This is a genomic window from Klebsiella sp. 141162 (assembly GCF_050600755.1).
Taxonomy (GTDB): Bacteria; Pseudomonadota; Gammaproteobacteria; order Enterobacterales; family Enterobacteriaceae; genus Klebsiella; species Klebsiella aerogenes.
Genome location: NZ_JAQIRI010000017.1, coordinates 1 through 25,032 on the forward strand (window position 1 = coordinate 1; position 25,032 = coordinate 25,032).

Annotated in this window: 20 protein-coding genes; 9 read left to right on the plus strand and 11 right to left on the minus strand. The window is 51.5% G+C overall.

What is annotated here, in order from left to right; genetic code table 11:
• The first annotated feature begins 415 nt into the window (after positions 1 to 415).
• Complete coding sequence (locus tag PGR23_RS24065) at positions 416 to 1,537, plus strand: cupin domain-containing protein (protein ID WP_320483165.1); 1,122 nt, start codon at positions 416 to 418, stop codon at positions 1,535 to 1,537.
• Positions 1,538 to 1,629: 92 nt separating this feature from the next.
• Here PGR23_RS24065 and PGR23_RS24070 read toward each other — a convergent pair whose 3' ends face one another.
• From PGR23_RS24070 to cusR, 3 genes are all read right to left on the minus strand, one after another.
• On the minus strand, positions 1,630 to 1,950 hold the full coding sequence (locus tag PGR23_RS24070) for a hypothetical protein (RefSeq protein ID WP_045378631.1): 321 nt from the start codon (positions 1,948 to 1,950) through the stop codon (positions 1,630 to 1,632).
• 109 nt (positions 1,951 to 2,059) lie between these two features.
• Positions 2,060 to 3,502, minus strand: a complete 1,443-nt coding sequence (locus PGR23_RS24075) for a Cu(+)/Ag(+) sensor histidine kinase (RefSeq protein WP_348876815.1) — start codon at positions 3,500 to 3,502, stop codon at positions 2,060 to 2,062.
• Positions 3,492 to 4,175, minus strand: a complete 684-nt coding sequence (cusR, locus tag PGR23_RS24080; RefSeq protein ID WP_047046104.1) for a copper response regulator transcription factor CusR — start codon at positions 4,173 to 4,175, stop codon at positions 3,492 to 3,494. Before cusR ends, PGR23_RS24075 begins: the two co-directional genes overlap by 11 nt.
• Before the next feature lie 173 nt (positions 4,176 to 4,348).
• On the opposite strand from cusR, the gene PGR23_RS24085 reads away from it, so the two are divergent.
• The 7 genes from PGR23_RS24085 to PGR23_RS24115 all read left to right on the plus strand — a co-directional run bounded on the left by PGR23_RS24085 (position 4,349) and on the right by PGR23_RS24115 (position 12,895).
• Positions 4,349 to 5,734 carry an efflux transporter outer membrane subunit gene (locus PGR23_RS24085; protein WP_396279970.1) on the plus strand — a complete coding sequence of 462 codons (1,386 nt, stop codon included), beginning with the start codon at positions 4,349 to 4,351 and terminating at the stop codon, positions 5,732 to 5,734.
• 17 nt (positions 5,735 to 5,751) lie between these two features.
• A complete protein-coding gene (gene cusF / locus PGR23_RS24090; protein ID WP_047078543.1) occupies positions 5,752 to 6,096 on the plus strand; it encodes a cation efflux system protein CusF in 345 nt (114 codons plus the stop codon).
• A gap of 44 nt (positions 6,097 to 6,140) precedes the next feature.
• The gene (locus PGR23_RS24095) at positions 6,141 to 7,403 is read left to right on the plus strand and encodes an efflux RND transporter periplasmic adaptor subunit (protein WP_396279971.1); all 1,263 of its coding nucleotides are present in this window, start codon (positions 6,141 to 6,143) and stop codon (positions 7,401 to 7,403) included.
• An 11-nt stretch (positions 7,404 to 7,414) separates the two neighbouring features.
• Positions 7,415 to 10,564: a CusA/CzcA family heavy metal efflux RND transporter gene (locus PGR23_RS24100; protein ID WP_396279972.1), complete on the plus strand. Its 3,150-nt coding sequence runs from the start codon at positions 7,415 to 7,417 to the stop codon at positions 10,562 to 10,564.
• Positions 10,565 to 10,881: 317 nt separating this feature from the next.
• Entirely contained in the window at positions 10,882 to 11,601 is a 720-nt protein-coding gene (locus PGR23_RS24105; protein ID WP_396279973.1) for a DNA/RNA non-specific endonuclease, read from the plus strand.
• Between the two features lie 114 nt (positions 11,602 to 11,715).
• A complete protein-coding gene (locus PGR23_RS24110; RefSeq protein ID WP_396279974.1) occupies positions 11,716 to 12,060 on the plus strand; it encodes a DUF1294 domain-containing protein in 345 nt (114 codons plus the stop codon).
• Between the two features lie 493 nt (positions 12,061 to 12,553).
• Complete coding sequence (locus tag PGR23_RS24115) at positions 12,554 to 12,895, plus strand: hypothetical protein (protein WP_396279975.1); 342 nt, start codon at positions 12,554 to 12,556, stop codon at positions 12,893 to 12,895.
• Positions 12,896 to 12,916: 21 nt separating this feature from the next.
• On the opposite strand, the gene PGR23_RS24120 is transcribed toward PGR23_RS24115, so the two are convergent.
• Positions 12,917 to 13,552, minus strand: a complete 636-nt coding sequence (locus PGR23_RS24120; protein ID WP_396279976.1) for an HNH endonuclease — start codon at positions 13,550 to 13,552, stop codon at positions 12,917 to 12,919.
• Between the two features lie 179 nt (positions 13,553 to 13,731).
• On the opposite strand from PGR23_RS24120, the gene PGR23_RS24125 reads away from it, so the two are divergent.
• Positions 13,732 to 14,601 (plus strand): phosphorothioated DNA-binding restriction endonuclease, encoded by an 870-nt coding sequence (locus tag PGR23_RS24125; protein WP_032715520.1) that lies wholly within the window; start codon positions 13,732 to 13,734, stop codon positions 14,599 to 14,601.
• A gap of 39 nt (positions 14,602 to 14,640) precedes the next feature.
• Here PGR23_RS24125 and PGR23_RS24130 read toward each other — a convergent pair whose 3' ends face one another.
• The 7 genes from PGR23_RS24130 to pglX all read right to left on the minus strand — a co-directional run.
• Entirely contained in the window at positions 14,641 to 14,982 is a 342-nt protein-coding gene (locus PGR23_RS24130; protein ID WP_396279977.1) for a putative T6SS immunity periplasmic lipoprotein, read from the minus strand.
• Complete coding sequence (locus PGR23_RS24135) at positions 14,979 to 15,539, minus strand: type IV secretion protein Rhs (RefSeq protein WP_396279978.1); 561 nt, start codon at positions 15,537 to 15,539, stop codon at positions 14,979 to 14,981. The genes PGR23_RS24130 and PGR23_RS24135 overlap by 4 nt, the downstream gene beginning before the upstream one ends.
• A 588-nt stretch (positions 15,540 to 16,127) precedes the next feature.
• Positions 16,128 to 18,203 (minus strand): protease Lon-related BREX system protein BrxL, encoded by a 2,076-nt coding sequence (gene brxL / locus PGR23_RS24140; RefSeq protein ID WP_079814453.1) that lies wholly within the window; start codon positions 18,201 to 18,203, stop codon positions 16,128 to 16,130.
• A gap of 10 nt (positions 18,204 to 18,213) precedes the next feature.
• Complete coding sequence (gene pglZ / locus PGR23_RS24145; protein WP_430915661.1) at positions 18,214 to 20,811, minus strand: BREX-1 system phosphatase PglZ type A; 2,598 nt, start codon at positions 20,809 to 20,811, stop codon at positions 18,214 to 18,216.
• A 1-nt stretch (position 20,812) separates the two neighbouring features.
• Positions 20,813 to 21,628 (minus strand): hypothetical protein, encoded by an 816-nt coding sequence (locus tag PGR23_RS24150; RefSeq protein ID WP_430915662.1) that lies wholly within the window; start codon positions 21,626 to 21,628, stop codon positions 20,813 to 20,815.
• The gene (locus tag PGR23_RS24155; protein WP_430915663.1) at positions 21,615 to 22,700 is read right to left on the minus strand and encodes an ATP-binding protein; all 1,086 of its coding nucleotides are present in this window, start codon (positions 22,698 to 22,700) and stop codon (positions 21,615 to 21,617) included. Before PGR23_RS24155 ends, PGR23_RS24150 begins: the two co-directional genes overlap by 14 nt.
• Positions 22,697 to 25,032: BREX-1 system adenine-specific DNA-methyltransferase PglX (gene pglX, locus PGR23_RS24160; protein WP_430915664.1), on the minus strand; the 2,336-nt coding region annotated here is incomplete at its 5' end. The genes pglX and PGR23_RS24155, both read right to left, overlap by 4 nt.

Genomic DNA, 25,032 nt, shown 5'->3' on the forward strand with positions numbered 1-25,032 from the left:
GGCGTATATTACGCTTTCCTCTTTCAGAGTCAACCCTGAATTTCAGAATTTTTCTCTTCAACCGAACCGGCTGTTTGTGTGAAGTGATTCACATCTGCCGTGTCAGTGGGTGCGCATTATAGGGAGCTGCTGAGATATAGCAAGCCTTAAAATACAAAAAACTTATCAAGCGCTCATTAATTAAACTTTTCACGTTTATCCTCGTTAAGACAGAACCGATAAAACCCAGTATTCATGCGGCCTGCAGCGCATTCTCTACCGAAACTACTTTTTTGCGAAAACGCGATTTTTCTCGTTCACCCACCGCCGCTATCGCGCCAATGGTGAATTAAGCACCACTCTTGACCCATGACAAAGCGCTCAACTTCCTCTCCTTTCTATAATCAGAGCCGTTTCTTCCTATTGGTAATAATCTATGGCTTATCAACTCAACATTAACTGGCCCGAGTTTTTAGAGAAGTACTGGCAAAAGCAGCCGGTCGTATTAAAGAAGGCGTTTCCGAACTTCATCGACCCCATTACGCCAGACGAACTGGCCGGGTTAGCCATGGAGCCGGAAGTCGATAGCCGGCTGGTCAGCCTGGTTAACGGTAAATGGCAGGCCAGTAACGGTCCATTTGAACATTTCGACGGGCTGGGCGAAAGCGGCTGGTCATTGCTGGCCCAGGCGGTAAACCACTGGCATATGCCGGCCGCGGAACTGGTGCGCCCGTTCCGCGTGCTGCCTGACTGGCGTTTAGACGATCTGATGATCTCCTTCTCCGTCCCCGGCGGCGGTGTGGGCCCGCATATCGATCAGTATGACGTCTTTATTATTCAGGGCATGGGCAGCCGCCGCTGGCGCGTGGGCGATAAGCTGCCGATGCGTCAGTTCTGTCCGCATCCGGCACTGCTGCACGTCGATCCGTTCCCACCGATCATTGATGAAGATCTGGAGCCGGGCGACATCCTCTATATTCCACCGGGATTCCCGCACGACGGCGTGACCCACGAAACGGCACTGAACTACTCCGTCGGCTTCCGCGGGCCAAACGGCCGCGACCTGATCAGCAGCTTCGCCGACTATGTGCTGGAAAACGACCTCGGCGGCGAACACTACAGCGATCCTGATCTCACCTGCCGCGAGCATCCGGGCCGGGTTGAAGAGTATGAACTCGAACGTCTGCGCAACATGATGATCGACATGATTTGCCAACCCGAAGACTTCAAGCAGTGGTTCGGCAGTTTCGTCACCACGCCGCGTCACGAGCTGGACATTGCTCCGGCGGAACCGGCATATGAAGAAGCGGAAGTGGTCGATGCGCTGCTGGGCGGCGAAAAGCTTTCTCGCCTGAGCGGCCTGCGCGTTCTGCATATCGGCGACAGCTTCTTCGTACATAGCGAACAGCTGGATACCACCGATGCCGGAGCGCTGGATGCATTGTGCCGCTATACCTCATTAGGTCAAGAAGAGCTCGGCAGCGGCCTGAAAAATCCGGCATTCGTTAGCGAACTGACGCGCCTGATTAATCAGGGCTACTGGTACTTCGAAGAGTAAGAGAACGGCAATACTGCGGGCAGCCGCCTGGCGCTGCCCGCTATCTCTCAGACATTATCCAGACAACTCGCCCCCATCACCTCCACCACTGATTAGAGAGCTGGAATTTGTTGGCGATGCGCTTTTGCTTCCGCCTGATGGGCAAACGCCTGGCCATTATTCAGCGATTCATGAAATACCGCAGCCTGTTCATGTTCATTCATTTGTGAAAAAGAACGCGGCTGTTTCGGGGAGGCCGGATTGTCGCCCACCTGCGCAAGATGCCCCTGCGCCATCTGCTGATGGGCCGGCGACTGCCCGTTATTCATCATCTCATGCGCCAACGCCGCGTTGTGATGGGTCATTTCCGCAGCATTCGCCACACTTGCTGCAAAAATAACGCTGATAGCCACGATAGTGCGTACTGTGTTCATTCTATTACTCCCTGAAGATTAACAAATAGTGAGTCATCAACAGGAAGGATAAAATAATGGCTCTGTCGCCAGCGTGACCGCATTATGACGAAGCCGTCAGATGAGGTCGTTATTGCGCATATTTTGGTAATACCACAATAAAACGCGTAGATCGTTGATCGGACTTCACCGCCACGCTGCCGTGATGGGCGCTGACAATCGATTTTACAATCGCCAGACCTATGCCGCTGCCCTCGCCTTTGCGCTGGCGCGAGGGGTCGACGCGATAGAAACGGTCAAACAGGCGCGGCAAATGTTCAGCGGCAATCGGCGCGCCGGGGTTCTCCACCACCAGGCGAATCTTCTCGGCGCTTTCGCTCAACTGAATGGTCACCGCCTGGCCGGCAGGGGTATAGCGGATCGCGTTCGACAGCAGGTTGCTGATTGCCCGCCGCAGCATCAGCGGGTCGCCAATCACCCGGCAGTGGCTACCGACAAAACGCAGCGCCACCTCTTTCTCTTCCGCCCACGCTTCAAAGAACTCAAACACCTTATTCACTTCCTCGGCCAGATCCAGCGCCCGCTGTTCAGGGATCAGCTGGTTATTATCCGCCTGGGCGAGGAACAACATATCGCTGACCATCCGCGACATGCGTGAAAACTCTTCGAGGTTGGAATAGAGCACCTCTTCCAGCTCCTGCTGGCTGCGGCTCTGGCTTAAGGCGATTTCGGTTTGCGTCACCAGGTTGGTAATCGGCGTACGGATTTCATGGGCGATATCGGCGGAGAAATTAGACTGCCGGGTAAAGACATCCTCTATCCGCTCCAGCATATGGTTAAACGACAGCGCCAGCCGCTCCAGCTCGATGGGTACCGCCTGTGGGTCAAGGCGTACATCGAGATCCCGGGAGGTAATATTCTGGATCTGGCGGCTGATCTGGCGAATCGGCTTATGCCCCTGATAGACCACAAACAGCACGATGGCGATGATCAGCAGGCTGATTATCGACGCCGCGGAAATCAGCTTTGCTTTGAGCTCATTAATATAGTGCAGGTGAAAGTCGATCGATAAAGCCATCAGCAGATGCCAGGCCGGTTTACCGTCCGCCTGCTTGCCCAGCGGCAACATGATTAGCCGCCAGGAGCGGGTCTCCATTTGATGATTATCATGAACCATTTCCCGCGGCTGCGGGTCGGTCCATGAAATCACATTACCGTCGCGCAACTTCATCGCCAGACCCGGCGTGCTCATAATATGGCTGAGTTCCGGGCCGTCTGGCGACTGAAACAGAATATTGCCCTCGGCATCATCCAGACAGATAAAGACGTTAGCGTAGCCGCCAATCACGTTTTTTAAGATCTCCAGCCGCCGCTCCTGCGGATAGTCGGCATGGTTGAGCACCGTCTCAAGCGTGGTACTGAGCTGCTTGAGGTCGTGAACGTCGCGCTCTTCAAAGTGAGCCTTCACCGAATGGATCATGATCCAGGTGAAGGCAAAGAATGCAATGATGGTGGCGAGGCTGATAAAGAAGGTCAGCCGGGTAGCCAACGAAAAGGGGCGCTTAGCGGCCATCCGGCACCTCAAGCATATAGCCGACGCCGCGCACGGTCTGGATAAGCTTCGGTTCGAAGTCGTTATCGATTTTGGCACGCAGCCGCTTCACCGCCACGTCGATGGCGTTAGTGTCGCTGTCGAAATTCATATCCCACACCTGCGACGCGATCAGCGAGCGGGGTAGCACCTCGCCCTGATGGCGCAAGAAGAACTCCAGCAGAGTGAATTCTTTACTGGTCAGGGTGATACGAGTCGCGCCGCGCATCACCTTGCGGCTGACCAAATCAACGCTGAGATCGGCCGCCTGAAACTGGCTTTCTACTATTACCGCCGCCCCGCGACGCAGCAGAGTACGTACCCGCGCCAGCAGTTCCGCAAAAGCAAAGGGCTTCACCAGATAGTCGTCGGCGCCCAGCTCCAGCCCCTTCACCCGATGCTCGATAGTGCCAAGCGCGGTGAGCAGCAGGATCGGCATCCCTTTATTGGCGGCGCGCAGCATGCGCACGATATCCCAGCCGTTGACGTCCGGCAGCATGATATCGAGGATCAGCAGATCGTAATCGCTGGTCATCGCCAGGTGATAACCGTTAAGGCCGTTGTCGGCCAGGTCGACGACGAATCCGGCTTCGGTAAGCCCTTTGGTCAGGTACTCCCCGGTTTTCTTCTCATCTTCGACAATCAAAATCTTCACGGCTGGCTCCTTCACGCGCGCTCTGTGCGGGTATTCAATTTTAGAGGAGCCCCTCCGGATAGCAATGAAATATCAGGAAAATGACAGCTTTGTCATTTTCCTGTCACGCGTTGAACAGAGCCCGCTGCGTAAAGTATCCGCCATTGATAAATCGCCGAAAACCGTCTGTCGCCATGCGCCCAATTCAGCTTCTTTCTCTCAGCGTGATATTCGCCTTAACAGGCTGTCTGTCACTTGCTCCGGACTACCAGCGCCCCGCAGCGCCGGTGCCGCAGCAGTTCTCTCTCAGCCAGAACAAACTGGTTACCGCGACGGCGGGCTACCAGGAAACCGGCTGGCGCACCTTTTTCGTCGACCCGCAGGTGAAAAGCCTGATTAGTATCGCGCTGACCAACAACCGCGATCTACGGATGGCGACGCTGAAAGTGCAGGAGGCCCGCGCCCAGTACCGGGTCACCGACGCCGACCGCTACCCGCAGCTTAACGGCGACGGCAGCACCACCTATGGCGGCAAGCTCAAAGGCAACACCACCACCAGCAGCGATTATGCCGCTGGCTTGAGTCTCAGCTACGACCTCGACTTCTTTGGCCGGTTGAAAAACCTTAGCGAGGCCGACCGACAGAACTTCTTCGCCAGCGAAGAGGCGCGGCGCGCGGTGCATATCCTGTTGATTGCTAACGTTTCACAAAGCTACTTCAACCAGCGGCTGGCGGCGGCGCAGTTGCAGGTGGCGAACGACACCTTACAGAACTATCAGCAGTCTTACGCCTTCGTCGAAAAACAGCTGCTGACCGGCAGCACCACCGTTCTGGCGCTGGAACAGGCGCGCGGCATGATCGAAAGCACCCGCGCCGATATCGCCAAACGGCAGGGCCAACTGGCGCAGGCTAATAACGCCCTGCAGCTACTGCTCGGCAGCTATCAACGGCTGCCGGACGATAGCGCCAGCAGCGCGGTGGACCTGAAAGGCGTAACCCTGCCGCCGTCGCTCTCTTCAGAGATCCTGCTGCAGCGGCCGGATATTTTAGAGGCCGAACACAGCCTGTTGGCAGCCAACGCCAATATCGGCGCCGCGCGGGCGGCCTTCTTCCCGTCGATTACCCTAACCAGCTCTCTCTCCGGCAGCAGCAGCGAGCTCTCCAGCCTGTTTAACGCCGGCAGCGCGATGTGGAACTTCATCCCCAAAATCGAACTGCCGATTTTCAACGCCGGGCGTAATCAGGCCAACCTCGATCTGGCGGAGATCCGCCAGCAGCAGCAGGTGGTCAACTATGAGCAAAAAATACAGTCCGCCTTTAAAGAGGTGGCCGACGCGCTGGCCCTGCGCCAAAGCCTGGCCGCTCAGATTGCCGCCCAGGAACGCTATCTCGCTTCACTAAATATCACACTGCAGCGCGCGACTGCGCTCTATCGTCACGGCGCGGTCAGCTACATCGAAGTCCTGAGCGCCCAGCGCGACATTTTCACCACCCGACAAACCCTGCTGGAACTCAACTATTCCCGTCAGGCTAATGAAATCACCTTGTTCACCGCTCTCGGCGGCGGCTGGATGGAATAACCCGAGGAGTCTTGATTATGAATTCACTGTCTAAAATCGCCCTGTTCACCCTGTTCTCTGGCGCAGTGTTCGCGGCCCAGGCCGCCGACCCGCACGCCGGTATGGCAATGCACGAACAGCCCGCAGCCACGCAGACGCAAAGCATCACTGGCAAAGGCGTCATTAAAGCCATTGACATGGATAGTAAAAAAATCACCATCGCCCACGACGCCATCCCGGCGGTGAACTGGCCGCCGATGACCATGCGCTTCACCATCACCCCGCAGACGCAGCTCAACAATGTGAAGAACGGCGACAGCGTGGATTTCACCTTCGTTCAGCAGGGCAATCTGTCGCTGTTACAGGATATCCGCGCCCAATAACGGCCCGGCGACGGTAGGCTCCTCAACAACTGAATGGACGACACATGGCATCCCTGACACTGAAAAATACGGCGCTGATCCTCGGCAGCATGGTAATTGGCGGCGCGCTTACCGCGGCGCTGTATACCCGACTGACGCCTCCCCTGACTAGCGCATCCGCGATCGAGCAGCAGCGCAAAGTGCTGTTCTGGTACGACCCGATGTACCCGAATACTCGCTTTGATAAACCGGGTAAATCGCCGTTTATGGATATGGATCTGGTGCCGAAATACGCTGATGAGGAGAGTGCCGCCGCCGGTGCGCCGGGGGTGCGTATCGACCCGACGCAGACCCAGAATCTCGGCGTAAAAACCGCCGCGGTCAGCCGCGGGCCGTTGCGCTACGCCCAGACCTTCCCGGCCAACATCAGCTATAACGAGTATCAGTACGTGATTATGCAGGCGCGGGCGGCGGGCTTTATCAATAAAGTCTATCCGCTGACCGTCGGCGACAAAGTCAAGCAAGGCACGCCGTTACTCGAGCTGACCATCCCGGACTGGGTGGAAGCGCAGAGCGAATATCTGTTGTTGCAGGAGACCGGTGGCACCGCCACGCAGGTTGAGGGGATCCTCGAACGCCTACGCCTCGCCGGCATGCCGGATGACGATATCCGCCGCCTGAAAACCACACGTAAAATCCAGACCCGCTTTACCCTCAAAGCGCCGATCGATGGCGTTATTACCGCCTTCGATCTGCGTGCCGGAATGAATATCGCCAAAGATAATGTGGTGGCGAAAATTCAGGGCATGGACCCGGTGTGGGTCAGCGTGGCGGTGCCGGAATCCATCGCCTGGCTAATTAAAGACGCCTCGCAGTTCGCCATTCAGGTTCCCGCCTGGCCGGGCAAAACCTTCAGCATCAACAAATGGACCATTCTCCCCAGCGTCGATAGCGCCACCCGTACCCTGCAGCTGCGCCTGCAGGTCAACAACCCGGATGAAGCACTGAAGCCGGGGATGAACGCCTATCTGAAACTGACCAGCGAAAGCGCGCCGATGCTGCTGATCCCATCAAAAGCGTTGATCGACAGCGGCAGCGAGCAGCGAGTGATTACCGTGGATAACGAGGGCCGCTTCGTGCCGAAGCTCGTACAGGTATTCCATGAATCCGCCGGCGTTACGGCCATTCGCAGCGGTCTGCAGGAGGGCGAAAAAGTCGTCGCCAGCGGCCTGTTCCTGATCGACTCGGAAGCCAATATCTCCGGTGCACTGGAGCGCATGCGCGCGCAGGCTCCTGATGTCACGGCTCCTGCCGCCCACGCGCACTGAGGAACGGAACAATGATTGAATGGATTATCCGCCGCTCGGTGGCCAACCGCTTCCTGGTGATGATGGCGGCGCTGTTTCTCAGCATCTGGGGGACCTGGACCATCGTCCACACCCCGGTAGACGCCCTGCCGGACCTCTCCGACGTACAGGTAATCGTCAAAACCAGCTACCCGGGACAGGCGCCGCAGATCGTCGAAAACCAAGTCACCTGGCCGCTGACCACCACCATGCTGTCAGTCCCCGGCGCCAAAACGGTGCGCGGCTTCTCGCAGTTTGGCGACTCCTACGTGTACGTGATTTTTGAAGATGGAACCGATCCTTACTGGGCGCGCTCGCGGGTGCTGGAGTATCTCAACCAGGTGCAGGGCAAACTGCCCGCCGGGGTCAGCGCCGAAATGGGCCCTGACGCCACCGGGGTTGGCTGGGTCTTCGAGTACGCGCTGGTCGACCGCAGCGGCAAACACGACCTCGCCGAACTGCGCTCGTTGCAAGACTGGTTCTTAAAATATGAGCTGAAAACCATTCCTAACGTCTCGGAAGTGGCTTCGGTAGGCGGCGTGGTCAAGGAGTATCAGATTCTCGTCGACCCGATGAAGCTGACCCAGTACGGCATCAGCCTCGGCGAGGTGAAATCGGCGCTGGACGCCTCTAACCAGGAGGCAGGCGGCTCTTCCGTCGAACTGGCGGAAGCGGAATATATGGTGCGCGCCAGCGGCTACCTGCAGACGCTCGACGACTTCAAAAATATCGTACTGAAGACTGCTGATAACGGCGTGCCGGTCTATCTCGGCGACGTCGCGCGGGTGCAGATTGGCCCGGAGATGCGCCGCGGTATCGCCGAGCTTAACGGCGAAGGCGAAGTGGCCGGCGGCGTGGTGATCCTGCGCTCCGGGAAGAACGCCCGCGAGGTGATCTCGGCGGTCAAAGAGAAGCTGGCGTCGCTGCAAAGCAGCCTGCCGGATGGGGTTGAAGTGGTTACCACCTACGACCGCAGCCAGCTTATCGACCGCGCCATCGACAACCTCAGCTACAAGCTGCTGGAAGAATTTATCGTTGTCGCGCTGGTCTGCGCCCTGTTCCTGTGGCACGTGCGCTCGGCGCTGGTGGCGATTATTTCGCTGCCGCTCGGTCTGTGCTTCGCCTTTATCATGATGCATTTCCAGGGGCTCAACGCCAACATCATGTCGCTGGGCGGGATCGCCATTGCGGTGGGGGCGATGGTCGATGCCGCCATCGTGATGATTGAGAACGCCCATAAGCGGCTGGAGGAGTGGGAGCACCAGCACCCGGGAGAGAAACTAAGCAACGACATCCGCTGGAAAATCATTACCGATGCGTCGGTAGAGGTCGGCCCCGCGCTGTTTATCAGCCTGCTGATCATTACCCTGTCGTTTATCCCGATTTTCACCCTCGAAGGCCAGGAGGGCAAACTGTTCGGCCCGCTGGCCTTCACCAAAACCTGGTCGATGGCTGGGGCGGCGCTGCTGGCGATCGTGGTGATCCCGATCCTGATGGGCTTCTGGATCCGCGGCAAGATCCCAGCGGAGAACAGCAACCCGCTGAACCGCTTTTTAATCCGCATTTATCACCCGCTGCTGCTGAAGGTGCTGCACTGGCCGAAGACTACCCTGCTGATTGCGCTCCTGTCGATCCTGACGGTGATTTGGCCCCTTAACCGGGTCGGCGGCGAGTTTCTGCCGCAGATTAACGAAGGCGATCTGCTGTATATGCCGTCAACGCTGCCGGGGATCTCCGCTGCGCAGGCGGCGGATATGCTGCAGAAAACCGATAAGCTAATTATGACGGTGCCGGAAGTGGCGCGGGTGTTCGGCAAAACCGGCAAGGCCGAAACCGCCACCGACTCGGCGCCGCTGGAGATGGTAGAGACCACGATTCAGCTCAAGCCGCAGGATCAGTGGCGACCGGGGATGACCATGGAGAAGATCGTCGAAGAGCTGGATAAAACCGTGCGTCTGCCGGGGCTGGCGAACCTGTGGGTGCCGCCGATCCGCAACCGCATCGACATGCTCTCCACCGGCATCAAGAGCCCGATCGGCATTAAAGTTTCCGGCACTAATCTGGCCGATATCGACGCCATCGCCGAACAAATTGAAGTAGTGGCGCGCACCGTGCCGGGAGTCACTTCGGCATTAGCCGAGCGGCTGGTCGGCGGGCGCTACCTCAACATTGATATTCATCGTGAGAAGGCGGCCCGTTACGGCATGACCGTCGGCGACGTGCAGCTGTTCGTCTCGTCTGCCATCGGCGGCGCGATGGTTGGCGAAACGGTAGAGGGTGTTGAACGCTATCCGATCAATATCCGCTACCCGCAGAGCTATCGCGACAGCCCGGAGACCCTGCGCCAGCTGCCGATCCTCACGCCGCTGAAGCAGCAGATCGTGCTCGGCGACGTCGCTGAGGTTAAGGTCGTTACCGGGCCATCGATGCTGAAGACCGAGAACGCCCGCCCGACCAGTTGGATCTACATCGACGCCCGCGACCGCGACATGGTGTCGGTGGTGCGCGATCTGCAGCAGGCCATCGGCAAAGAGGTGAAGCTGAAGCCGGGCATCAGCGTCTCCTACTCCGGGCAGTTTGAGCTGCTCGAGCGTGCTAATCAGAAGCTGAAGCTGATGGTGCCGATGACGCTAATGATTATCTTCGTGCTGCTGTACCTGGCGTTCCGCCGCTTCGGCGAGGCGTTGCTGATTATCACCAGCGTGCCGTTCGCCCTCGTCGGCGGGATCTGGTTCCTCTACTGGATGGGGTTCCATCTGTCGGTGGCCACCGGTACCGGCTTTATCGCCCTCGCCGGGGTGGCGGCAGAATTTGGCGTGGTGATGCTGATGTACCTGCGCCATGCCATCGAGGCGGAGCCATCGCTGGAGAATCCGCAGACCTTCAGCGCCGATAAGCTCGACGAGGCGCTGTACCAGGGCGCGGTGCTGCGCGTGCGGCCAAAGGCGATGACCGTGGCGGTGATTATCGCCGGCCTGCTGCCGATTTTATGGGGCACCGGCGCCGGGTCAGAAGTGATGAGCCGTATCGCCGCGCCGATGATTGGCGGGATGATCACCGCGCCGCTGCTGTCGCTGTTCATCATTCCGGCGGCATATAAGCTGATGTGGCTGTATCGGCATCGGGGCAAGCGCGGAGAATAAATAAAGGCAGGCCCGTTGGTATTTCACCGGCGGGCCTTTTTATTATTAGACCCACAAGCAATTACCTCATTTAACCCTCACCCGCTCTCATATTATCTCATCCTCTGCGCCAATCGACCTTCACTCCTCGTTATCCCCTTTAGCTTCATTGATTTTCCTGCTCACCCAGGCTGCGTATTTATCACGCGGAGAAAAGGTGGGCCTTAAATTAATGAGCGCTATCGATGAACCTGAATCCTTTTCCACCCTGTTTATTTTTGCTGTTATTACTTTCCACCCTGAGCACGATATCCCCCTGCCATGCCTCGACAGCAAAGGTGGATAATTGTGAAGTTGGCTGCCCGACCGGCGGCAGCCAACAAACGCTTTTCCGCGCGGCCTACACGCTGAACAATAACCCCAGTCGTAAACTGGCCAACTGGGTAGCGTATAAAATCACCCGCGCCAGCGAGGCCAGCAACCGGGCGAGAGTGTGGAAGCAGGACCCCGATTTGCCTGCCGCCGATACGCTGGCGCCCGCCGACTATCGCCGGGCCAACACCTTACTGGCGGTCGATCGCGGCCATCAGGCGCCGCTGGCGAGCCTCGGTGGCGCGGCGGACTGGCCTGCGCTGAACTATCTGTCGAATATCACTCCGCAGGAAGCGGCGCTGAATCAGGGGGCGTGGGCGCGGCTGGAAGACGCGGAGCGCGCGTTAGCCGAGCGCCCGGAGGTGACGGCGGTTTATGCGGTCACCGGGCCGCTGTTCGAACGGCATATTGCCACGCTGCCCGCCGCGCCGGGCGTGGAGATCCCCAGCGGCTACTGGAAGATTATTTTCCTCGATAGCGGCCCGCAGAGCGGCCAGTACGCGGCATTTGTGCTGGACCAGGCGACGCCGCGCGATGCTAATTTTTGCGACTATCAGGTGACGGTGGAAGAGATCGAGCGCCGCACCAGTCCGCATTTGACGCTGTGGTCGGCATTGCCGGCGGCCGTTGCCGCAACCTTAAAAACGCAGCCGGGCAGGTTGGCGCGGGAAATGGGTTGCCAATAAGGAGCAAGGGGTAAAGGTGTCGACCTGTCGCGATTAACAATCGGCGTCTTACCGCCAGCCAGCAAACCAGATATAGTTGCCCTCCCTACCACCGCTAAGCGCTGTTGATATTGTATGAAGCTCGGTTATTTTTGTTACTTCCTGCTGGCCATCGCCGCCGTCGGCAGCCTGTTGCTGCCCTATTCCATCGCCATGTGGTTCCTGCTGGCGAACGTGCTAACCTGGCTTATCTACGGCATCGATAAATTAGCCGCCCGTAAAGCCTGGAGCCGGATACCGGAATCCGCCCTGCTGACGTTCGGCCTGCTTGGCGGATGGCCCGGCGCGATTGCCGGGCAGCAGTGTTTTCGCCACAAAACCCAGAAGCAGCCATTCAGAACGTATTTCATTATTAGCATCGTACTGAATGTTGTGGTGCTGGTTGGCGGGTATTGGCTGTACCGGGGTTATGAGGTGTAGGGTTGGTGAGTTGAATCTTGGTTAAGCAAATGCTATCAACGCCTAAGCCGTCGATAGCCCTCTACAACTAAAAGAGCAAGCCCGGTGGATATCCCAAACTTAATCATTAATAACGTAAATTCGTAATCATTCATAGCCTCTTCCCCATCGCCAGAAATGGATATGTGAGTCATAAACGTGTCACCAACCCAAGCATCTGGGATGAGATTTATGCTGGCAATTAATGCGACGGCGAATAAGATAATTTTCACTTCCGAGAGACCATTGTGGTAAAACACCATACTAACTGATTAATAGTTATGATTTCATGCTTTCTTTTTTCTTGCTCTTATCAAAAACAAGCTATCAAAGATGATAATTAACGGATCATTTTATATAAATTATTAATCAACCACAACACAGAACTATTAGCAGATTAGTTAACAGTAACTTTTATATGCAATCGTAGGGGAATAATAGGCTCATATTTATTATACAAAAAAGGGCAATTATAATGACCATCAAAGAAAGAGATCTATTCGATGCCGGATTCACTGAGAGCGATGTCGAGAGTCTGCATCGCAGGCTTGCAGCAGCAGAAGGAAATTTGAATGAACTGATTTCAGTGCTATCCCGCCGATTCCGGGTGGCATTTTGGGTTACCGTTGCCCTGGTTGTGGTTATGTTCGTCACCACCTTATGCGGCCCTCAGAAATACCTCATCTCTGGAGGTCTGGGTACTGTTGTAGTGCTGGCTATTACCTGGGGTACATACTCACCATTCCTGGCCTGGAAGGCTAACCAACTGCAGAAAAAAAAATCTCATCAAAAAATAGATAGTGGTCTCTCTGTATAACAACGCCATTCAGTCGCTACCTCACTCTGCCAGCATCTGCGCTTTAAGCTCTTTCGGCGTATATGGCGGGTTTCGCCGATGCAGCATCGCGTGACAGTTGGGGCAAACAGGGATCAGGTCAGTTTTCGGATCCAGACGATAGTCCTGTTTAATCTCCGATAGCGGCACCAGATGATGAATATGGATAAAGCCCTGGCCGATATCACCGTAGCGCTTAGCCATATCAAGGCCGCACACCTGACACCGGGTACCGTGATAGCGCAACGCGGCCTCGCGGGCCTGGCGATCGCGCTCATAGCGGTTAACCATAACCTGAACCGCAGCCCCTTCCACAAACTCGCTTTTCGTCTGTAGCTCGTCGGGAAAAAGGGTAATGCCGGCATCATCTACTCGCTCCTGAACGATCTTGAATCCTTGTTCCAGCAACAGACGGACGCATTTGGATTTGATCCCACCGCTGAAATCCGCCGGCGTGAACTCCGTTTTCGTCGCCATGGTGGCCGCTATCCCAACGATAGCTTTAGAGGGATAACGACGTCCTTCGAATTCGACTTCATACAAACGCGCATCTTTAAACTGATGCGCTATACCCTCGTCGTACGCGCAGATGGCTTCGATGATGCATTCTCGCGATAGATGATCTGGCAACCGTTTCATATGGCTGAGCTATTTGATGATGAGTGACTTCATTATAGATAGAAAGCGGAATAAATTTCGAATAGATAAATCATGGTGATAGTTGAAAAGAGACCTGGGTTGGATATCGAATCCCGGTGGCTTGATCGGCAGCAGTTTTGCGAGCATCATCGCAATTATTTAGCAAAAAACGTAACGCGATGCCTTCCAGTAAAACTCTGCAACAAGCGATCGCCAATATCACTATCTGGCGCAAAGGCGAACAGCGTGCGCCGCATAAACCTCTGCTGTTGTTGCACGTGCTATCGCATTACCAGCACGGACATACGCGGATGTTCGATTACGCCTCAGAGGTTCGTGATGAGTTACATAGCCTGCTGGAGCGTTTTGGTCCACAGCGCGCGCAATACCGCCCCGATATGCCTTTCTGGCGTCTAAAAGGCGACGGCTTCTGGGAATTACGCAACGCTGAGCAATGCTCAACTGAAGGCAGCAGACAGCCTCCCTCTAAAGAACTGGAAACCTATCACGTCGCGGGCGGCTTTGACGAAGAACACTTCGCGCTGCTGAGCAAGAATAAGAGGCTGATTAACACCCTGGCGCATCAGATCCTGCAGGCCCATTTCCCGGAGAGTATTCAGGAAGAGATCGCCGATGAGATGGGGTTTGATATCCAGCAAATTCGCAAAGAACGCGACCCGCTGTTCCGCCAGCAGGTGCTACGCGCTTATAACTATGAATGCGCTATCTGCGGCTTTAATATGCGCCATGACAACACCTCCGTCGCGCTGGAGGCTGCGCATATCAAATGGAAGCAGCACGGCGGCCCATGTGAAATTCCCAACGGCCTGGCGCTATGCGCCATTCACCACAAAGCGTTTGATAAAGGCTCGATTGGCCTGGATGAGCATATGCGGGTACAGATTTCTCCAGCGGTTAACGGCGGTGGAATTGTCGGAAAGCTGTTCTGGGATTTTGATGGTAAGCAAATTGGATTGCCTCAGGGGAAGGACTGTTACCCGAAAGAGGGATTTGTGGAGTGGCACAGGAGAGAGGTATTTAGGAGGTGAGGTAAGGCACGCGACTATATGGCACGGAATCGCCCCCCCCTATTTTGTCAACGTCCCGGTACTATCAATAAAGAATTCATGAACATATTTTTTATTATTTAAACCGTAGTTAATGACATAAGTATGATTCTTCTTCCATTCAATATCGATGCAATTGTCAGGATATGATGACATTAACTTGTCATAACCAGAACTCATTACCGTTTGCGTCTTACCGTTTTCGCCTGAATCAATAGTGTAGTAATTCAATACATCCCTTTTATCCAAACTAAAGCAAAGATGCTCTCCATTAATAATGGTATCTCTTGGGTGTGGCGCATGATTACCACCAGGACAACCGGAAATAAGAAAAGTTAAAGGTAAGATAGCGAATCTCTTCATTGTGGAAATCCCTTCATAACTAATTTATATTTTTGAAGCAATGTATAATCAGATTCTTTATGATCATAATCTCGTAATGCAGGCAGATACAGATAATTTTTAAAACCGTAAGCTTGCAACAACCAGTAATCACTAACTAATGAAGCCTGCTGTTCTAAGCTATAATGTCGTATGTTTTCCTTGTCTAAACTATAACTGTAATCAGCAAATCGGGAGAAAAACCCTCTGGTTCTGACAAACATTCCGTGCTGCGCTTGCCATACATGCATTAACTCATGCATGAATCTATGTTTTTTCTGCACATCAACTTCCATTGAAAAATCATGGGAGTAGGTGTCTTCCCTAAACCATATTTCGCCATTAGGGCTCATAGCAATATCAGTAGACTGTAGATTGAATGGCAAATAACTTTCCCGATGAATCCACACTGTATTGTACCGGAGACCGTAGCCGTATAGCTTTCTTGCTAACCCAATCTCACCAGTGGTTATAAGCCTCGTTCCGCCGGGTTTGATACGCGTCCCGGATGTCGCGTTAATCCTCTCGTTTACAGGCATTCAAAATCCCTCTGAATTGCAGCGGCATTGTTTATTTATCGTACGCCAATGCAATCGACAAGGGAAAGATTTTTATCCGAAAAAATTTGCAGCTGACTTAGCATAGTTAATGGGAATACAATACTCACATTCGTTACACGAAGTGTTTAAACAGATACTGAATTTCCGGCACAAAAAGATGCCTTCAGGTGAATTGGTTGCCGATTGGGTGCGAAGGCCGGACTCGCCTTTTCTTTTAATTCATTGAAAATTAATGGGTTGTGAGATTTTATTTTGGGGGTTTGCCCCCAGAATGGGACATAAAATTGAATACTGCGTGGAAGATCACAAAGTTGCGTGATTATTTTCCAGGTCCGAAACGCATTCCAGAGTAAGGCTTCTCACGGCACTGCGCCAGTCGAGATGCTAAATTACCTCAAATCCATTCCGATTCTTGAAAACTGTATCCCGTTTGTATTCCTGTATTTTTATTTCATAAAACCGGGATCAAATAATTTATGAAAACACATAATTTAAATTTCAAAAGAATATTTGGAATAAATGAAATTACCAGTAACGCAGTGAACACAGTACTGGTAATAATATCATTTAATTCACACCTAATGCCTTGTACACCGCATCCACAGGGTCAGCATAAAAGCTTACCTGGAACTTGGTAAATAACTCAGTCGGTACGGTAGGAATATCCATAGCAGACGCCATAGGGAGCAGTACCTTTTTAGCACCGCTATCGAATGCTACCTGCAGACATGCAGCTAAATCCTGAACGGGATTCGTCACGCCGCCCAATGTCATGCCGCCCAATACGACCATTTGTTCCTGAACCGGTTTTGCCAGCAATATGGAACAAAACGCGATTAACGCGGCCAGACTGGTGGTTGTACTCGGTCCTGTGCTGTGCAGCTCCACCACATGAAGATGATATTCATGTTCAGAGAATTTAGCCGCAGCACTGATACGACCTAAGTTACCTTTGAAGTAGTCAAAACCCACGCGGATCGCTTCTTTCGCTGCTGTATTCGACCCTAAACCTGATACCGCATGTTTGCCATTACCGGCAGTCATCTGCGTTTCAAAACGATAGAGGCCCGTCATGCCTGAATCAGCCTGAGTGACCAGATGCACTACGCCAGGTTTCGGCATACCGGCGGGAATCAATTCACTACCCCCCTGCTCCGGTACGCTCACGAAGAACTCTTCCAGGCTCTCGTTATCGATATAACTGAAGTTCACATCAAAGAACTCCAGGCCACCGAGTTTCTTAAGCTGCTCTTTAACGCGACGACGGACCTCCAGTGCATAAGTCAGGCAAACCCGGACATCTTCTTTGTCGTAAGCGCCATCCGGGTGCATTAGCTTCAACAGACCGGATACAGTGCGACGTACGGCAATCACGTCACGCTGATTGAGGTTATTTCCCAGCTTGAAGAATTTATCAATTGCATCGGAGAAGCTACGTTTACGCATCTCGCGCATGTATTCAGCGAGGTAATCCGTAATCAAACCATAGCGATTGGTGAAAAACTCCGGACGCATCTTTGGAATTTCCCAACCAGGAATATAAGCATGGAAGCGGTCAAAAAATGCAGTATCAATCATCGCATCCGGAAACGGTGCAAGCAGATGACTGGTTTTGACCAGCGTGTCCACGCTCTGGTTAATGTTGCCGACAAACACCATGGAGGCTTTACCTTCGATGGAATCACGACCACGAGAGAACGAACCTGACGCCATGTAGTCCTTCATGATCTGCACGCCATCTTTGTCTTTGAAGGTGATCCCTGCCACTTCATCAAACGCGACGACGTCCCACATACCCACAAGACCAATCTGCCGGCTGGCCATGTTGTAAAACAAGTTCGCTACCGTGGTTTGCCCGCCAGATACCAGCAGAGAGTTAGGGGAGCATTCTTTATAAACATGGCTCTTACCGGTACCACGTGGTCCAAGCTCACAGACGTTATAGTTGTTTTCCACAAAGGGAATCATGCGAGTAATCAGATGCCACTTGGTACGCTGTTCAATATTCGCAGGCTCCATCCCGACAGAACGTAACAGCACGTCAATCCACTGGTCACGATCAAACTGCTTGCGGGCCTCAAATACCTCGTCCATATCCATATTTGGCATCTGGATCGGCTTCAGTGTGAACAGCGAGAAAGGAGACGTTTTTTGCCCTTCTTCATAAAAGTAGTTCACGGTGATCATGCACCAGATACCACCCGTCAACAGTTTCTCATTGTCTTTCACCATCTGAGACGGCACCAGGGCATCTTTAATACCGAGGTTAGAAAGCTGGGCTTCGTAAACGTCTTTCTTCTGGTTTAGCTTTACCGTGACCTTATCGATAATTTTGTAAGAACCACGCTCGCGAATCAGTGATTTCACTTTTTCTGCTTCATCCGGGCGGACGTAGTTATCAGAAAGAATACGCTTAACCGACTGCAGCCCCTGCTCGACAACCTCATCATCATCGGAGGCACAGTACATACCGAGTAGATATTCCAGTACGTAAACCGGAACATTAGCCCCTTCTTTAAGTTGCTTAGTCAGATCCTTACGCACCACGCGACCGCGAAAGTGCTGATTCAACAATGAATCCAGGTCCTGAGCCAACACAGAGGCCGTTTCCATGTTACTGGCTGAGTTATCCTGCTGTTGCATAACGCCTCGCTTAAAAGAAGTCATCCTGAAATGCCAGGTCGATCGTGATCGGGTAGCGACCATACTCTGTTGCGCTGTCTGCATTCTCTAGGATAAGAACATACTTGTTTTTACGATTGAATGCCGTCCCCATGAGTTTCATGGTTACATCGCGGGTGCGTTTACCCATATCTTCGTTATCACTGTCGAAGCATACTGTTTCCGTGCCGGAGACGACTTGGTTGTTTTCATCGACGATAAAGATATTCAGCGTGCGCGGTTCATTTAAATCATTCACTGCCGAAGTCTGAATAAAACCAACTTTATCAATGCTGTTAACCAGTTTGATCACCTGATCCCGCGCAACAACGGACACGGGCTGCCGCTGGGGTTGCTTCTCAGCCGCTTTCTTTTCAAGCGCGCGAATCTTCAACACAGGAACACACACCTCCTGCAGCATGGCTCCGCCATGAACGAAACGAGCACCACCTACGAAGTGGAAACGCTGTACCCCTTTAGGCAACAGGAATTCACTCTCATCGCTTGCGCCTGCAGTATCTGCCAGTTTACCGTGCCAGCAAAATTCACTTTCAGGCAGTTGATGACCTACAATAAAACGCTTATTCGCTTCAATCGTGTCTTTAGCTTTACTTTCCAGCTTCGTTTTATCCTGCTCCACCAGCGCTTGTTGTTGGAACAGGAACCCGTGATCGGCGGTAACAAAAATTCGGCTGGCATTAAATCGGCTACGTAAGCGTGAGACCAGATCTTTTAGCTCGGTAATAGCGCTTCGGCAAGCCTCGAATGTTTTATCTTCGGTTGCCGCCTTATCACCCATCGCATCTATAGTGTCGTGCCAGATGTAAACCACGGAAGCGTTGCGGATTTGTTCGTTCACTTCCTGATTATTGGCGTTCTGCAAGTCCTTTGCTTTCAGCGCTACACCTTTCACCTTCGCAAGAATAGCGGCTCGTTTTTCAAACCCGGAAGTGGACATCCCATCGGCGTAGACTACACCAGAATTATCAGGAAGATAGCTCAACGACTCATGAGGTAACAGTGCAGCCATACCCAGTTGGGTATAGCTTGGGAGCACTCCGGTCTGGGAGCGCAGCTCTGCGCTGAAGTGCTTCTCATGGTTAATATGCCTGCCCAGCTCTTCCGCCACTTCATAGCGCAGTGCATCCGAGATCACGACAAAAACGCGTTTCACCTGAGAGGTGTCAAACTGACGTTTAACATTCTCTTTATAGAAATTGCGCTGCAGGGGTATTCCGCTAAACTGCCAGGTCTGCATACGTTTTTCTGCTTCCAGTAGTTTGTTCCAGCCACGACTTAGTTCAGCCAGGTACCAATTGCTGTATAACTCTTCGATGAATTTATCCAGTTCATGCAGGATCATCGCCCCTTTGCTGTGCACCGGCGCGGCATATTCATTAAACAACCGATAGGTCTGATCGAAGCGATAAATTTCGTCGCAGTAGGCCTTCCAGAACGCGCCTGTATCGGGGAAATTAAACCCGTCAGTGTAGCGGTTACGCAAATTCAGCAAACGTTCCGCCTGACGAATAGCATTCCAGATAGAAAGATACTCTGGACGTGTCTGGCTCCAGTATTTAGCACTGCGCTCTGAAACCAACGCTTTAAACGCATCTCTATCAAGAGTGGTGCTCTCTTCCTGTAACTGAGTCACCAGACCACGAATAATAATTTGTTCAATGGCCTCGAACGTTTCGCATTTTGCCAGTACGTATGGTGAGCTGTGGTTGTAGTGCTCTTTTGGCTGCAGTGTTTGTTGCAAATCCTCTGCACAATAATCGTATTCTGCTTTATAGCGACGATCGTTGCGCCACGCTCCCATAAAGGCCAGAGAAGATGCTCGGCCAGCAGCGGTAGCCAGTACATTTTTACTTAACCAGTCACGATGCGCTTCATCACCCTGCGCCCAGAGATCGGTACAGAACAGTTTCAGCAGCAGGTTTTCCAGTGACGGAGTTTCAAACTGGTACCCTAGCTCAAGGCGAAGAATTTCCCAAAGCACCTCATCCAGGCCAAGTTTCTTCAGTACGGCGAAGGTGTTCTCCAGCGCGCTATCATCCTGCTGCCGAGCCGCGGCAAATTGCTGAATCAGAGCAAACAAAATTTCTTTGGTTTCAAAGGTACTGGCCCCGACCACCACTGCCAGCATTTTCTTATCGAGAGAGTTTTCCGTTTCGCGCTCGGTGACCCATCCCTTCAGGATCTGAGTTCGTTTAACGGTAAAGAAGGCTTTGCGAAGCTGAATATGTTCGCGTAAACCAAGTTGTGGGATACCCAGAGAGTTCAGGGTGATCGCCGCATAATCAGCGTGGAATTCGGTGCTATAGAGGCGAATATCCAGCAACCAGTCCTGCTCACGAGCGGGAACCTCACTGGTGAAATAGAGTAAAAATTTTTGCTCAGGCTCGTCGATTTCGAGTCGTTTTTTTGTTGCGAGCACAGAAACGCCGCGCATATCCAGCAGCGCAACGTTGTCGAGATCCAGCTCATTGAGCGAATCAGTAAAACGTTGTTCTGGGTCGTGCCAGAAGACTATGCGGTGATTTAAGAACTTGTCAGTAAGTCCAGCAACTAATTCTTTACTTTGCAATTTATAATCCCATTCTCACCCAAATCGGGGATAAATCATTAGGAACCGGAAGCGTCCTAAATAGATCCTTTTGACGCTGTTCCCTACCACGCTGTCCCAAGAAACTAGTCAGGAGTGGATCAACAAACTTTTCAAAGAAAAGTTTGCCGTGAATGCAGATAGTAAGTTGTTCTGACAGAGAAACACGTTCGATCTGTTCTTTACGCTGTCGTATCTGCTGCGTAAGGTTAGCAGGATCAATTAACGTACCCCATGAGCTTAAAATTCTCTCGACCTCTGCATCTTGTCGTACCGTATTCACATCAAGTAAAGCTGAATTAAACCCAGCCGCACGAAGCCTTTCCCAGAGGGGGTTAATTACATACCAAATTGCAGCATGATTGAACCATCGTTGTACTTCTAGCGCAAACAGGTTCGTGAAGGCATGTTCCCCCCCTTCAATAAGCGCCTGATGTTTTGGCTGTAACGCCTGCCAGATTTCAGAAGGATTTACCAAATAGCTCTCAATACAAAACCTAGGTAGAAACATAAGCCGAGGATTTTCATGCTCTAATTGCATAATTTTATCATCAGACCATTCATCGCGATCGATAAGGCCATACCAGGTGTTTTCTAAGGAAAGGATATCCAAGACATTTTGTTTTTTATCAGCTTTAACCAATACCCATTGATGTTCCCAACTAGGATTATGTTTGGTCAAAAGTTGCTGAAAAGCTGCAACATCGTCGACCCCTTCCAGTACCAAGACTCGTTTATCAGGAAACGCAGCAAGATCTCGATCTTTGATTTGCTGAATCAGCCTATCAATCTTTGCCATTTGCATCGTCCTTGAGTCTACCTAAATCAACCCTGATACCTAAGTTCTCATAACGCTCCCACACTTCGGTCGCATGAGATGTCACAATTAACTGACCATTTTGATTTCTAACGATATTTTCAACCGCTGCTAGAAGTGGTGATACCAAAGATGGATGAAGATGCAGGTCAGGCTCATCAATGAGTACGACGCCACCTGGCTGTAACCACCGTTGAAGCATGTAGAGAATGATCAGAACTTGATGTTCACCCGCGCTCAACTCGTCCAGGTAATGAAATCCTCCACGAATATCTTTGAGTTTTACCCGTAAACGCCCCTCACCAGGACGAATGTCAGGTTCTATCTCTTTTCCAGACAGGAACTGATTCAGTGTTCTAACAACCTCATGAAATTTATGTAATTGTGTGGTTTTCAGGTTAATCAGTGATGATTCAAGCTGGCCTTGCCAGTCGTCTGTTGGCTGATAACGAGTTATCCAACGCAGAGATAAAAAATCTGGAAGCGGTTCAGAGACTTTTCGTTTCGGCGCAACCCACCGGCGCTCTTCTGCATCCAGGTAGATAACATTTGGCGCATTGATGTTATCGTGCGTCAGCACCATTCGTTTATGTAAGGTTGCCCATTTTTCGAACCAGTCATATTCAACGTAAGAGAGTTCTAACTTTCTAATCCTTCTTGACGTTCCTGTCTGAGACTGAGTCTCACCAATCCAGGCAATATCCTGATATCGAGATTTAAGATGCTCAATCCAAACCAAATCGCCAAAAAAAAGGCCGACCTTTTTATCCGTTAAAAGTGACAGGTCATCAAGAACGACGGCAACACCATCCCAGCGTTCAAGCCATTTGCGAGCCTCGCTATTGGCTGGCAACAATTTACGCTGATCAAGCCAATACCCAAATGCTTCCCATAACATTGCAACAGAACGCAAAACTGTTGATTTTCCACAGCCATTTGGACCAGTGAATAATACGTTATTCTCAGTTTCGTCGGTCCAGTCATTGGCCAATGATATTGGAACGTCGGCCAATGGACCTACTGCAAGGGTATAGATTGCCGTTACTTTCATCATGCCTCCTGCGGGGTGCTGCCAGTGATCGCTTTTACATCCGACAGCAGATCGCCAAATTTGCCGTAGTTAACCTTAACGCCGTCATCTAAATCAATAGTGATACGTCTATCAGCATAGTGACGCAAGCGGTCGTCAAAACTGCGCAGCTCATTGAATTTTTTGCTCAACCCATCCAGCTCTTTTTTCAGACGGGTAGTGGCAGCGCCGGATTCAGCATTCTTAAGCTGATCGTTAACCAGATCGATATTGCCTTGGTATCGCGCAAGCAGCGGAACCACGTATTCGGTGCGCATACGTGACAGCGTGCCTTCATTATAACGGTGCAGATACACCAGGCACTCAAACGCCTTCTCTTTACCTGAGCTGAATAGCCAGTAAATTGGGCGCTTTTTGTACATCTTCATATGATCTTTCCAGAACTGGGTGGAAAGATAGCGACGGATGGTATCCAGCGAAGACTCGCCTTTTTTCGGTTTGATGGCGTACAAGCAGAGGCTTTCGGCGATGAAATTGAGGTTTTCCTGCAGATGCTCTTCGCCCCAGACGGTGCGAACGAATTCTTTCACGCGGGCAGTGACATCGTCGTCGAACCAGTCGGAATCCATTAATGGCAGGATACCGTCTTCATCGGCAGGGAAGGTTTGGTAGACACCTTCGGTGACTAATTCGGCAAAACCTTTGTTACCTTCGTGGGCATACACCAGACCTTCACGATCGAGAGAGTAGCGACCCATCTGACAACCAATAGTATAGGAAATGAGTTCAACAGAAATGTCAGATTGATAACGTTCTTTAAGTTTTGCACCATCATTTTCTTCGGGATATCTATACGCTGGGTTATTCTTTAACGTGATAGCCTCAATTGGAATGCTAGTCTCTATTTCTTGTTTTATATTAAATAAAGAAGAAAAATAAATGTTATTATCACATTCAAGCTCTTGACATCTTTTAACTATTAATTGATATTTGCTAACGTATTGAGAGTACGCCTCTGAAATCCCCCCACATTCATTTAATAATGGATTTCTTTTGAATTCCCATGCGGATTCGAAGCTATTCCAATCATTTTTATGCAACTCAATTAATTCATTAGCAATGTCATTAATAAATGATTCATTCATTTGAGAAGGAACTGGTAGATTAGAAACATTACCCACCTGGAAATTTAACGTAGGATTCATTAATTTCATAAAGTAATGAGCAACACTCGAACACATGTATGCTGTATAATTAAAAATGCAATCTTTTCTTGGAAATGCAGATGATCCAGCCACATCGAAAATCGCATGGGTATCGGAGTACCTAGCACCAAAGTAAGATGAACTAATAAAAGACCAAGTTATTGATTTTTTTCTATAGTAAGCAATGTTCTGTGGCCGAGACCTTTGCTTGCCATTCTCATCTGAATAGTTTCTTATTTCGTAGCCATCACTTTCCCAGTTAACTACATTTTCATTATTACCATACCATTTCCTGAACTCACCACCTTTATTATATGGAAACCATTTCCTTAAGCTTTCAGTTGAAGAATCAAAAAATGAAAATTTATCAATTGATATCTCCTGCCATTCTCTGACAAATTTATCATTACTCCCAGTTTGTAACCCGACTTTTACAGGGACTTGGCTTGATAATGTATTGTTATGGGAAAAGGCTGCTCTTGTTGCATCACTAGCCCAATACGCAATTGGAAAGCCTGGGATCTTTTTGAGGTCATTTTGTTCAGAATTATCAAAACAATTTTCCCGCGCCAGCAAAGCGCTTTGTTTTTGCTCTTCATTACCTTCAACCAAACGGAAAAAAACAGGTTGATAACTATCGGTCCAACAATTATTAATCACCCATGCAGTTGTCTGAACTACCTCTCCCGATATCTGCCCAAATGCCCGTGCACCTAAATGTGCCATGGTGATAATCGTTTTATTATCCAGCAACCATCCTCGAAGCGCTTCATAGCTCGACAGGAACATCCATGACTGCATATTCACTTGCGCGTTAAAGCCGTTTTCTTTAAGTAAAGAAAACGCATGCTGCATGAATATCGCAAACAGATCCGACTTGCTGTCCGGGAATAGTTTTTTAGCAAACTCTTTCAGCTCGCCATTCATTCCTTTCCCACCCATATACGGCGGGTTCGCTACCACCGCATCATAGCGCTGCGCCAGGATCCACGCCTGATGGATATATGGGAGCAGCTCTACCGCAGCCTCTTTCTGCTGGTTATCACCTTCAACCGTCAGGCGATACAGTCCATCCAGAAGCACTTTTAACGCCATTTCATCTTCCTGCGGTACCTGAATCAGTGATCCCAGCGTTTTTGCCCTAGTGAACA

Bases quoted from the DNA above. Each gene is read 5' to 3' on its own strand.
- PGR23_RS24065 (WP_320483165.1), top strand. From the start codon at position 416: ATGGCTTATCAACTCAACATTAACTGGCCCGAGTTTTTAGAGAAGTAC.
- PGR23_RS24110 (WP_396279974.1), top strand. From the start codon at position 11,716: ATGAAGCTCGGTTATTTTTGTTACTTCCTGCTGGCCATCGCCGCCGTC.
- PGR23_RS24155 (WP_430915663.1), bottom strand. From the start codon at position 22,700: ATGATGAAAGTAACGGCAATCTATACCCTTGCAGTAGGTCCATTGGCC.
- PGR23_RS24125 (WP_032715520.1), top strand. From the start codon at position 13,732: ATGCCTTCCAGTAAAACTCTGCAACAAGCGATCGCCAATATCACTATC.
- cusF (WP_047078543.1), top strand. From the start codon at position 5,752: ATGAATTCACTGTCTAAAATCGCCCTGTTCACCCTGTTCTCTGGCGCA.
- PGR23_RS24085 (WP_396279970.1), top strand. From the start codon at position 4,349: ATGCGCCCAATTCAGCTTCTTTCTCTCAGCGTGATATTCGCCTTAACA.
- PGR23_RS24150 (WP_430915662.1), bottom strand. From the start codon at position 21,628: ATGGCAAAGATTGATAGGCTGATTCAGCAAATCAAAGATCGAGATCTT.
- PGR23_RS24135 (WP_396279978.1), bottom strand. From the start codon at position 15,539: ATGCCTGTAAACGAGAGGATTAACGCGACATCCGGGACGCGTATCAAA.
- PGR23_RS24095 (WP_396279971.1), top strand. From the start codon at position 6,141: ATGGCATCCCTGACACTGAAAAATACGGCGCTGATCCTCGGCAGCATG.
- PGR23_RS24070 (WP_045378631.1), bottom strand. From the start codon at position 1,950: ATGAACACAGTACGCACTATCGTGGCTATCAGCGTTATTTTTGCAGCA.
- PGR23_RS24130 (WP_396279977.1), bottom strand. From the start codon at position 14,982: ATGAAGAGATTCGCTATCTTACCTTTAACTTTTCTTATTTCCGGTTGT.
- PGR23_RS24075 (WP_348876815.1), bottom strand. From the start codon at position 3,502: ATGGCCGCTAAGCGCCCCTTTTCGTTGGCTACCCGGCTGACCTTCTTT.
- PGR23_RS24100 (WP_396279972.1), top strand. From the start codon at position 7,415: ATGATTGAATGGATTATCCGCCGCTCGGTGGCCAACCGCTTCCTGGTG.
- PGR23_RS24120 (WP_396279976.1), bottom strand. From the start codon at position 13,552: ATGAAACGGTTGCCAGATCATCTATCGCGAGAATGCATCATCGAAGCC.
- PGR23_RS24115 (WP_396279975.1), top strand. From the start codon at position 12,554: ATGACCATCAAAGAAAGAGATCTATTCGATGCCGGATTCACTGAGAGC.
- brxL (WP_079814453.1), bottom strand. From the start codon at position 18,203: ATGCAACAGCAGGATAACTCAGCCAGTAACATGGAAACGGCCTCTGTG.